The 9,782-nt window shown below is 34.2% G+C and carries 11 protein-coding genes; 9 read left to right on the forward strand and 2 right to left on the reverse strand.

The genetic code is table 11. The features are described from left to right. Positions 1 to 179 precede the first annotated feature (179 nt). The 6 genes from CDG56_RS15955 to CDG56_RS15980 all read left to right on the forward strand — a co-directional run bounded on the left by CDG56_RS15955 (position 180) and on the right by CDG56_RS15980 (position 3,219). Positions 180 to 356 carry a hypothetical protein gene (locus CDG56_RS15955; protein ID WP_227519086.1) on the forward strand — a complete coding sequence of 59 codons (177 nt, stop codon included), beginning with the start codon at positions 180 to 182 and terminating at the stop codon, positions 354 to 356. A 230-nt stretch (positions 357 to 586) separates the two neighbouring features. Continuing rightward, positions 587 to 1,060 carry a hypothetical protein gene (locus CDG56_RS15960; RefSeq protein WP_015060716.1) on the forward strand — a complete coding sequence of 158 codons (474 nt, stop codon included), beginning with the start codon at positions 587 to 589 and terminating at the stop codon, positions 1,058 to 1,060. A gap of 233 nt (positions 1,061 to 1,293) precedes the next feature. Further along, on the forward strand, positions 1,294 to 2,121 hold the full coding sequence (locus CDG56_RS15965; RefSeq protein ID WP_015060717.1) for a DUF3560 domain-containing protein: 828 nt from the start codon (positions 1,294 to 1,296) through the stop codon (positions 2,119 to 2,121). Between the two features lie 61 nt (positions 2,122 to 2,182). Further along, on the forward strand, positions 2,183 to 2,419 hold the full coding sequence (locus CDG56_RS15970) for a hypothetical protein (protein WP_015060718.1): 237 nt from the start codon (positions 2,183 to 2,185) through the stop codon (positions 2,417 to 2,419). A gap of 160 nt (positions 2,420 to 2,579) precedes the next feature. Beyond that, entirely contained in the window at positions 2,580 to 3,002 is a 423-nt protein-coding gene (locus tag CDG56_RS15975; protein WP_015060719.1) for a hypothetical protein, read from the forward strand. Then, positions 2,989 to 3,219, forward strand: a complete 231-nt coding sequence (locus tag CDG56_RS15980; RefSeq protein ID WP_017480467.1) for a hypothetical protein — start codon at positions 2,989 to 2,991, stop codon at positions 3,217 to 3,219. Before CDG56_RS15975 ends, CDG56_RS15980 begins: the two co-directional genes overlap by 14 nt. 223 nt (positions 3,220 to 3,442) lie before the next feature. Here CDG56_RS15980 and CDG56_RS15985 read toward each other — a convergent pair whose 3' ends face one another. Further along, positions 3,443 to 3,979 carry a conjugal transfer protein TraD gene (locus tag CDG56_RS15985; RefSeq protein WP_015060720.1) on the reverse strand — a complete coding sequence of 179 codons (537 nt, stop codon included), beginning with the start codon at positions 3,977 to 3,979 and terminating at the stop codon, positions 3,443 to 3,445. A gap of 531 nt (positions 3,980 to 4,510) precedes the next feature. Between CDG56_RS15985 and CDG56_RS15990 the strand changes: the two genes are divergently transcribed. The 3 genes from CDG56_RS15990 to CDG56_RS16000 are packed head-to-tail and all read left to right on the forward strand — an operon-like array spanning position 4,511 to position 9,145. Continuing rightward, positions 4,511 to 7,423: an AAA family ATPase gene (locus tag CDG56_RS15990; RefSeq protein WP_017480453.1), complete on the forward strand. Its 2,913-nt coding sequence runs from the start codon at positions 4,511 to 4,513 to the stop codon at positions 7,421 to 7,423. Positions 7,424 to 7,437: 14 nt separating this feature from the next. Then, complete coding sequence (locus tag CDG56_RS15995; protein ID WP_015060702.1) at positions 7,438 to 8,682, forward strand: DUF1173 family protein; 1,245 nt, start codon at positions 7,438 to 7,440, stop codon at positions 8,680 to 8,682. 10 nt (positions 8,683 to 8,692) lie between these two features. Further along, a complete protein-coding gene (locus CDG56_RS16000; protein WP_004993232.1) occupies positions 8,693 to 9,145 on the forward strand; it encodes a hypothetical protein in 453 nt (150 codons plus the stop codon). Positions 9,146 to 9,206: 61 nt separating this feature from the next. Here CDG56_RS16000 and CDG56_RS16005 read toward each other — a convergent pair whose 3' ends face one another. Then, a complete protein-coding gene (locus CDG56_RS16005) occupies positions 9,207 to 9,644 on the reverse strand; it encodes a hypothetical protein (protein ID WP_017480454.1) in 438 nt (145 codons plus the stop codon). Positions 9,645 to 9,782: the final 138 nt, after the last annotated feature.

Raw genomic sequence — 9,782 nt, forward strand, 5'->3', positions numbered from 1 at the left:
TTGAATGATTTCTTCTTGGTCTACGTGCCATAAAATACTCCATATATTGATGTTTATAACATCATTTGAGGAGCAGAATATCACTTATAGGAGTTGTTCAAATTTACGGATCCATCTCTAAGAAAGGCGCATTTTGTGAAGTTCGGGAAATTGCTAAACGCTCACATGATACGGCTTTTATGCAAAGTGAAGTATCACCAAAGCAAAACGAATTTATTGGAGAACCAATTAAAAAGAAAATTTTAGACGGCTATATCATGATCACAAGCTATATCAGAGCGACACCGCACGAATACGAAACACTAGCAACAGGCACAAAGGTTTATAAGCGCAGTTATGTTTCATCATACGCATAATTAAAAGAAGCCCCGCAAGGGGCTTTTTTAATGCCTGCGGGCTTGGTTCAGATCGGGAGTGACCAAAACCACAGGAAAGAGAAACAACCCGCTACAGCGCAAATCTGAAGCATTCAAGACACACAATAATAATTACACTTGTTTACATATATTGTTTTGTACTCACAAATCAATTTAGGTATAATGTATTTATCAGGTCGATTGGCGACCTCATACAAAGGAATTAAAAAATGACTGATTTAGTTTTGTTGACTGATGAAGAAATCGCAGACATGAGCTATGACAGCTTTAATAAAACCGACCTAGTTGCTATGCAGTCAATGCAAGAAAGCGAATTTCCACGCTATACAGTTGCAATGGCTCATACAATTTATGTATGGGAAAATATCTTATATCAAGAAGCAAGCCGATTATGTGAAAGCTATGACGGGGGAGTATGGGAAACTAAAAACGGCTTTTGGACTTTGCAATCTGATTCAATTTTTTATATGGAAAATGGATGGGACGAAGCGTTTAACCTGAATGCCCTAGAATTTTCAATTGTGGTAAATTTATTTGCATTGTCTAAAATTGCAATGATGACATACAGCTCAAAACCTGCAATCAATCGCAGAGCCGTTTTTTTTAGTGATTACATAAAAGACGTTATACATAAAAATAGGAATGTTTTAGATACTACAGCAATTTATAAATTGATTTATTAAAAGAAAAGAAGCCCCGCAAGGGGCTTTTTTAATGCCTGCGGGCTTGGTTCAGATCGGGAGTGACCAAAACCACAGGAAAGAGAAACAACCCGCTACAGCGCAAATCTGAAGCATTCAAGACACACAATAAAAATTACACTTGTTTACATATATTGTTTTGTACTAACAAATCAATTTAGGTATAATGTTTTTATTAAGTCGATTGGCGACTTAAATTAAAAAGGTATTGAATTATGAACGACCAAAATAACAATGATGCAATCAAAGCAGAACGCTTAAACCGTTATGAAGAACGCCAACAAAACCGCTTAGATCGTTATGAAGCTTTAGCTGATAAAGCAACAGTAAAAAGCACAGTATTGGCGACACGTTCAAATCAAATGGTTGAATGTATACCGTTTGGACAGCCAGTTTTAGTTGGTCATCATAGTGAAAAACGAGATAGAAACTTTCGTTCTAAAATTCACTCTATTATGGGTAAATCAGTTCAGGAAATGAAGAAAGCCGAATACTATCAAAATAAAGCTGATAGCGTAGGCAAGGGCGGTATTTCAAGTGACGACCCTAATGCAATAGAAAAACTTAAAAGCAAGCTTGAGAAGTTACAGCAGGCGCAAGAGTTAATGAAAAAGGCTAACAAGTTAATTAAAAAATTTCCCGAACACAATGCACGTTTAGAGGGATTAATTGAACTTGGATTCTCTGAAGAAAAAGCTATAGACGTATTAAATCCTAAATATGGCTCAATTGGTTTTGCAAGCTATTCACTTCAGAATAATAATGCTGAAATTAACCGCTTGAAAAAGCGTATTGCAGAATTGCAAACACTTGAAAATAGAACTTCAAATGAAGTTGAGAACGATCTTTATAAATATACAGAATGCAAAATAGAAAACCGTTGCATGTTTATATTTGATGGTAAACCTACGGAAGAAATACGCCAAATTTTAAAAAGTAATGGTTTTAAATGGTCGCCAAGTCGGGGCGCTTGGGTACGCCAGTTAAATGCAAATGGGATATACGCATCTAAACGAGTAATAAGCCTTATAGATCAAATATAATAAAGTAAGCCCTGCGGGGCTTTCTTTACTAATCAATGAAGCAATTTAAGGAAAGGTTAAAATGATTGAAAAATTATCTTTTGTTGGGCTAAAGGTGATCGAGTGTTTTAAAGATGCTGGGTTAGATCAAGTTTACATTGATGATAAAATAGAGGAGTTTTCTACATTAAATAATTATGCATCATTACACAAAGCGCTAAGAATACTTGATGATAAAAACATGCACAGACTAGCCCAAAAACTAGGTGTACATATTGAAGATTTAGAATCAACATTACTGGTTTTAAATCAAATATAGAAACCAAAAAAGTGGTGATAAAGTCGCCCGCAATTTTTTTGCGGGTGATATTCCAATGAAGCAAAAAAATTGCGGTTCATTGCGAATCAAATTTATGGATATGCAAAAAAGCATAGTCTTAACAGGTAAGAGCTAACATAAAGTTATTGAGGTCACTAATATGAATAATGCACAGTTCAAAATAGAATGCTTTAAGAATGGCTTATACAGTCGGGAACAGGTTATAGATTTTTATAATGTAGTCTATGAAGAAAATACAAAGTTCAATAAGCGTGATGCTCAATTATGGATGAATGGCAAAACTTCATATATCTATACAATAGATCAAACAGCTATAGATATGATCAATATGTTAAATAAAATTAGAGCCGAACTAATTGCAGAAGAAAGCGAAAGAATCCAAAAAGGCAAACCAAGATACACTAAGCTTTTTAAATCTGAAGTTGATTTATGGGCGGTACACAATGAACTTTTGAATCTACCATTAAACTTTTATCACTCAATATTGTTAGAGTTGAAAGTAACTGAATTAGATTACTATGAGAACATAGAGCAAATGGAAAATTTTAATGAAAAACACTAAGTATAAATCTAAAATTCTGATGATAATTATTTATACACTTGTAGGAATGTTGGCAGGGTATAACATTGGGAATTTTATAAGTAGCCACTGGTACAATGATCTTGGACAACCAAATCAAGATTTTTACGAAATGATTAAAATATTTTTTAATCTAGCTACAACTTTGCTATTTGGTACTGCCTGCTTATATATTTTTAAAGATGATATTAAAAACTAAACTCTAGGCGGTATCAATAGAGCAAAGTGTCTACTTTGCGAACTGAAGAAATATAAAAATTCTTCCCTCCCTGATTACCGTTGCAAGGTTCAAGCGAAGCCGACAAAATCTGTGATTTTGTCGAGCTGACCGCAGAACCGCAACTACTCCCCTTTGCCCCTAAGCGGGACTTACAAAGCAATCCCGCAGGGTTGCGACAAAATATAAGATATTTCAATTTTAGTCATTCAGCAGTAACACTTCCTGAATTATCAACTAAAGTGCTTTTTGATTTTTTTGCTTGTTCACGATCATTAATAAATTTGTCACCTGAAGCTTTCAAACTATCAAAATAACTTGGGTTATTTTTTGCATTTTCAATAGCACTTAAAAGCATCCCAGTGATAATGCCTTTATCTTCAGATGGGAAGTCTACCATTTCAAAAAGAGCGCCAATTGTAATAAGCTTGTGTTCACGTTTTTTTCGATCTTTAGCTTGTGCAACTTGGACTTCTTTTTTTAAACCTGCAAGAAGTTTTTTTTCATCCTCCTTGATTTTTTCCAGTTCTAAACGAGCTTTATATTTTTTAAACTCATTTTTCATAATCCGTTCAAAAGAACTAATTTGCTGTTTCGTTGGCGTACCTGATTCAATGTTAGAAACTAAAGTTAAGATAATTTCTTCAGTTTGACTTTTGTTCTCAAGTTTTTTTAAACGATCAATTTCTTCAGTGACGAATTTTTTTTGATCTTCAGTAAATTTAAAATCCTCAATATTCATTTTCTTAATCCAAAAGTTATAAGGTGATCAAATAATATCACAATGAAAAATTAAAAAATCCCAAAAAAATACAAAGCAACAAAAAACTATAAGAGTTCGCAAAGGCAATAGCACTGTCAATATTTTTCAGACTGAACGGAAGCCATAGGCTCACGGCTCATCTGAAAACATATTGATCAGCAAAAATCAAAAAAACACACTAATCCTAAAGGGGGTGTAAACGAAGTGTCTACCCCCGATGACCCACTGGCGAAGTGTAGGGATTCATAAGGGAATTATTCCCTTATGTGGGGCTTGGGGTGAAACCCCATATCTATATAAAAATAAATTACAAAAAAAGCCAAAAATCAGCCCCAAAAACCGCTTTTAAAATCAATGCCTTGCATTGCTTCAAAATCGGACAAATGCAAGCATTTGTTTTGTCACTTGTAGCGAATATATAGAGAGGTTATCATGACTATAGCAGTAGGAATGCACGCTTCCGCGTTTCTCTCCGAGAAACAGAAAAAGCAAAAGCAAAAAAGGCATAAAATGGCGATCTATCACTTATCAGTTAAGACAGGCAGGCAATACGGTTCTACAGGAACTCGTGGCGCAAATCATTACGCCTACATTAACCGTGATGGAAAGTATAAAAGAGATGATTTAGAAAATATTAAATCTGGAAATTTACCGTCATGGGCTACTGATGCAAAACACTTTTGGAAGTCAGCAGATAAGAATGAGCGTATTAATGGGCGTGTTTATACTGAATTAGAAATTTCATTACCTAGAGAACTTAATAAAGAACAAAGAGAAGAATTAGTAGAGAAATTTGTTGAAAAAACTTTAGGTGAAAACTTCACTTATTCTTATGCAATTCATAGTCCTCTAGCTAGTGATGGTCAGCAAAACCCGCATGTTCACCTTATGTTTTCTGAAAGAAAATTAGACGGTATAGAGCGTGACGAAGTAAAGCATTTTAAGCGTTATAATCCAGTAAACCCTGAAAAGGGCGGTGCGGGTAAAGATCGTTATTTTTCTTCTAAAATGTTTGTGGTTGATACCCGCCTAGAATGGGCTAACCATGTAAATGATTTTTGTGAAAACTTAGGTATTGATGCACGTATTGATCATAGAAGTTTTAAAGAGCAAGGTATTGAATTGTCTAGCCAAAACTTTAGAGCTGATTACGTTAGCAGTCACAAATACCATATCAATGAAAATATTAAGCAAGTACGTCATCAAAATGGTGAAATAATAATTGAGCGCCCAAGCGAAGCAATTAAAGCATTAACTTCTAATCAATCTGTTTTTTCAGTGCGTGAGCTAGAGCGTTTTTTAATGGCTCATACAGATGGTGAAGAACAATATTTAAAAGCTTATGAATCGGTAATAACTTGCCCTGATATGGCTACTTTATATGGTAAAGATAAAGTCGTATTTTCTTCTAAAGAGCTTGTAGGTATTGAGGAATCAATCTCAACATTTATCTATAATGCTAATGAGGAAAGCCGTATTCAAAAACCATTTAATCTAGTTGAGAAATTACCTTTAAATGCGGTACGTGTTGCTGAAACAAGAACATTTAATAGTGAGCAAGAAAAAGCATTCTATACCTTAACTTCTACCGATCGGATTACATTGTTGAATGGTTCTGCGGGCACAGGTAAATCATACGTTCTAAGTGCCGTTTCTGAAGCCTATAAAGAATCTGATTATCAAGTATATGGAATCGCATTACAGGCAATTACAGCTAAGGCTATAGCGAATGATTGTGATATTCCAAGTAGTACAATTGCTTCTTTCTTGTCTAAGTATGATAGCGGTAATTTAGAAATAAATAATAAAACTGTATTGATCTTGGATGAAGCAGGCATGGTCGGTTCAAGAGATATGCAACGCTTGCTTATGCTTGTAGAAAAACACGATGCACAAATAAAATTAGTTGGTGATAGTTACCAGTTAAGTGCAGTAAGTGCGGGTCATGTATTTGCAAATATTCAAGAAAACTTAGATAAGAAAAATATTGCTTCACTAGAGGATATTCAACGTCAGAAACATGCCAAAGAATCTGACAAGATGATTCAAGCATCTAAATATCTTTCTAAGCATGAAGTAGGTAAAGCAATAGATATTTATAAATCTATTAATATGGTTAATGAATACGAATCTCATGATCTAGCTTTAGCTAAAACTGTTAAGTCATGGAGTGAAGATTCTAGCGAAAGTAAATTAATGCTTGCTCATTCAAATAGTGATGTGAATGAACTAAATCGAATGGCTAGAGCATTGCTTATCAAACAAGGTAAGCTTAATCCTGAAAGTGTTTCTGTGAAAAACTATCAAGGTGATTTAGATATTTCCATCGGTGAGAAAATTGTATTCAAACAAAATAATTCACAGATGAAAGTTAGTAATGGTGAACTGGCTAAAGTAATAGGTTTTGAAAAGGATAAATTCAATAATCCTAAAGCTATGATGGTTCAAATGGAAAGTGATAGCAGAATTGTTAGAGTTGATTTAAAGGAATATGACCAGTTCAAACATGGCTATGCAAATACTATTCACTCATCACAAGGTATGACTGTAGATAGTGCTTATATTGTAGCTAGTGAAAATATGAATGCTAATTTAACTTATGTTGCTTTAACTCGACATAAGCAAAATATTCAAATCAATTATAGTGCTTTAACTTTTGCAACTAATGAAAAAGAAACTGTTAAGACCCCTGACGGTAAAGTTTCTTATGACCATAATTACAAACCAGTAGAAAGAGAAGTAACGGCTTTTGAAAACTTCAAAAAGGTACTTGGACGTTCAGAAACTAAAGAGTTCTCTACAGACTTCACACTTGTAGAATCTAAAGATAATTTAATGAAGTCTTATTTAAATGATCATAGATTGCATTTAGAGAATAAGCGTGAATTGTTTGGAATAAATAGCAAGCTGTATTCATTGACCAGTGAAAATAAAACATTCACTAAAGAAGAAATCGTTTCTGAAGTTAGAGCAAGTTTGAAATCTAAAGCCTTACTTGGTGACGAGATCGTTAAGTTTAACGGCAATATGAATATAGCAAAAGGTGAGCTTGTAAAACTTACTAATGATCTTGAGATTAAAACAGGACTATTTAAAAAGGTAACTTTTGAAAAAGGTACTGAATTAAAAGTTATTGATGCTTATAAAGTTAAAGATAAGCCAGTAATGAAAGCACGAATTAAAAATGAAGAATACGAGATTCCTTTCAATAAATTGAATCTTGAATATTCAGATAAATACTTTAATGAGTTTAAAGACCAGTCAAAAGCTAGATTCGATTCACGGCATAAAACTGAAGTCTATACAGAGTTTAGAGAACAGCTTTTAAAGCAAAAAGCGAATGCACCAAAAGACAATTTGAATGCACCTAATCAGCGTATTAAAAACCCAAATACGCCTAATCGAAACACACCTAAATATTAAATGAGGGCGGTTTTATGAATAATTTTATACATAATGGAAAAATTGTTAGTCCTGATGATGAAGTATTAACACAGGCAATTTTGCAAGAGTGTTATCAAAAAGGGATTAGACCTATTTGCGCTTGTCTGCCACAAAAAAACATTGAAATGTATATCGCTAAAATTGGCGAAAACTTTGTTTTAAAGCGTATGCCTAACAGCGCAGATCAGCACGACTTTAGTTGCCTAAGCTATGAGCCACCTACTGAAATTTCAGGACTAGGCGAGGTTATTGGGGAAGCTATCAAGACAGATGAAACAGGGGCAAGTGTTTTAAAGTTTGAGTTCAGTTTGTCAAAAAGCAATGTATCCAAACAAGCGCCTACGCCAAGTGATACACCTAAAGATACTGTAAAAGCTGAAACAACAAAATTGACCTTAAAAGGGACGTTAGATTACTTGCTTGAAGAAGCTTTGTTAAACCGCCACCAACCGAACATGAAGCATAATTGGTTTCAATTTCGCAAGGCATTAAAAGTAGCTTTGAATGATAAAAAGAATAAAAAAGATGATTTAAGTGGATTGGTTTATATCCCTGAATATTACGACCAAACCAAACACAATGAGATTGAAGCCCGAAGAAAAGCAGAGTTGGCAGACCTGAAAGTTAAAGGCAATAAACGCCCATTAAAAATATTTATTGGTGTGATTAAGTCTATTGAAGATGCACGTTTTGATGGGGGCAGAATCATTCTAAAACATGCCCCAACCTTGCATTTATTTATGGATGCAAAAATGTATAGCCGAGTTAATAAACGCTTTGAAGCCGAGCTTGAGCAGGCGCATTATCAAGACGATGTAAACCTATTAGCAATTGGGACTTTTGGATTTGCGGATAGTGGTATCGCAAAGATTGAAGAAATTGCTCTAGTGCCTTTAAATCAAACTTGGCTACCATTTGAGAGCTTGGGTGAAAAAGAACTCTTAGACACGCTTACAATGCAGAATAGGTCATTCATTAAGTGCTTGCGATATAATCTAAGCCCTAAAAGTCCAATTGCAAACGTATTGCTTACAGACACCAACCCACCAACGGCATTTTACTTAATCAATGATCAGACTGAAGATTCTTATATTACTGAAGCAAAGGAATTGATTGCTTCAAGTGAGTTCACATCAATTCTGGTCAATGTCGATCGGGACGTTGTAGACATTCCACCACCTGAAAATAAACCGTTGTTAGGCTATAACAATCATACTGACACCGCAGTTAATAGTTAAGGATTCATATATGGATTACCAAGAACAGGAACAATTTAAAATTTTTGCGGGCTTTGTCGCTTTTCTGATAGCTGTTTTTTGCTTTCTAGTATGGAAAGGCTCAAGTGCCGTAGGTTTAGATTTTGCCACTGGAATGAAGTCTAGTGTTGGCTTAATTGCTTTGGTAGTGGCGCTGTACTTTGCTATCAAATGGGATATACCTAAAGCTATGCTTTACCCTACGGTAGCTGTTTTATTGGTTGTCTGCTTATTCCCTGCATTAAATTATTATGCGCTTGAAGCTTCAGAAAAATCATTTAATCAAACAACTAATTTTCTTGGTCAGCCAGTACAAGAATTTTCAGCGACCACAATTACCGTTATGTGGGGCATGTGGTATATGAAAGCGGTTTACATGCTTGTAGCGGGCTTAATTGGAGTTGTTCTACAAAGAATTAGGTATCCTGAAGAAAATTATTTTTAAGCGTACTAAGCAAAAAAAGCCAGTTCTATACTGGCTTTTTTATTTTTCTAAAAGGTTGTTTTTAGTCTAAGTTTCTTTTAATGATGATTTTGTATTTATTATGGTCACGCTTTCCACGTTGCCCTGAAAAATATATTCCTGAAGTAGATACATTGTCTGAATTAATCAAAACAAATGGTAAATTTTGTTTCGCTAGAGTGATATAAGCTTCAACACAATCTTTTAACTCATTGTTTTTTTGATCTTTTGGCAAGTCAGCTACGATAAAGCCAACATTAAGTTGATGCTTTTCAAATGTTTCAATAGCTTCACGTTGATCTGCGTCATAGTGAATTTTATTAATTAGTCTAGATATACAAATTGAAATAATTTCATAAACAAGAATTGCGAGTGCTAAAAACATCCCCGCAAAAACTGTAATTTCTTTGCTAAAAATTACACCTAAGTATTCACTTATAATGAATTTAATAAAAATAACTAAAGCTACAACGAAAATCAAAATTTTCAGTATGTTTAGAAGAGATGGATCCGTAAATTTGAACAACTCCTATAAGTGATATTCTGCTCCTCAAATGATGTTATAAACATCAATATATGGAGTATTTTATGGCACGTAGACCAAGAAGAAATCATTCAA

The sequence above is a fragment of the Acinetobacter sp. WCHA39 genome, from assembly GCF_002165385.1.
Lineage (GTDB): Bacteria > Pseudomonadota > Gammaproteobacteria > Pseudomonadales > Moraxellaceae > Acinetobacter.

Coding starts and splice junctions, on each gene's coding strand:
- CDG56_RS16000 (WP_004993232.1), top strand. CDS start 8,693: ATGGATTACCAAGAACAGGAACAATTTAAAATTTTTGCGGGCTTTGTC.
- CDG56_RS15995 (WP_015060702.1), top strand. CDS start 7,438: ATGAATAATTTTATACATAATGGAAAAATTGTTAGTCCTGATGATGAA.
- CDG56_RS15975 (WP_015060719.1), top strand. CDS start 2,580: ATGAATAATGCACAGTTCAAAATAGAATGCTTTAAGAATGGCTTATAC.
- CDG56_RS15965 (WP_015060717.1), top strand. CDS start 1,294: ATGAACGACCAAAATAACAATGATGCAATCAAAGCAGAACGCTTAAAC.
- CDG56_RS15960 (WP_015060716.1), top strand. CDS start 587: ATGACTGATTTAGTTTTGTTGACTGATGAAGAAATCGCAGACATGAGC.
- CDG56_RS15985 (WP_015060720.1), bottom strand. CDS start 3,979: ATGAATATTGAGGATTTTAAATTTACTGAAGATCAAAAAAAATTCGTC.
- CDG56_RS15955 (WP_227519086.1), top strand. CDS start 180: ATGCAAAGTGAAGTATCACCAAAGCAAAACGAATTTATTGGAGAACCA.
- CDG56_RS15980 (WP_017480467.1), top strand. CDS start 2,989: ATGAAAAACACTAAGTATAAATCTAAAATTCTGATGATAATTATTTAT.
- CDG56_RS15970 (WP_015060718.1), top strand. CDS start 2,183: ATGATTGAAAAATTATCTTTTGTTGGGCTAAAGGTGATCGAGTGTTTT.
- CDG56_RS15990 (WP_017480453.1), top strand. CDS start 4,511: ATGGCGATCTATCACTTATCAGTTAAGACAGGCAGGCAATACGGTTCT.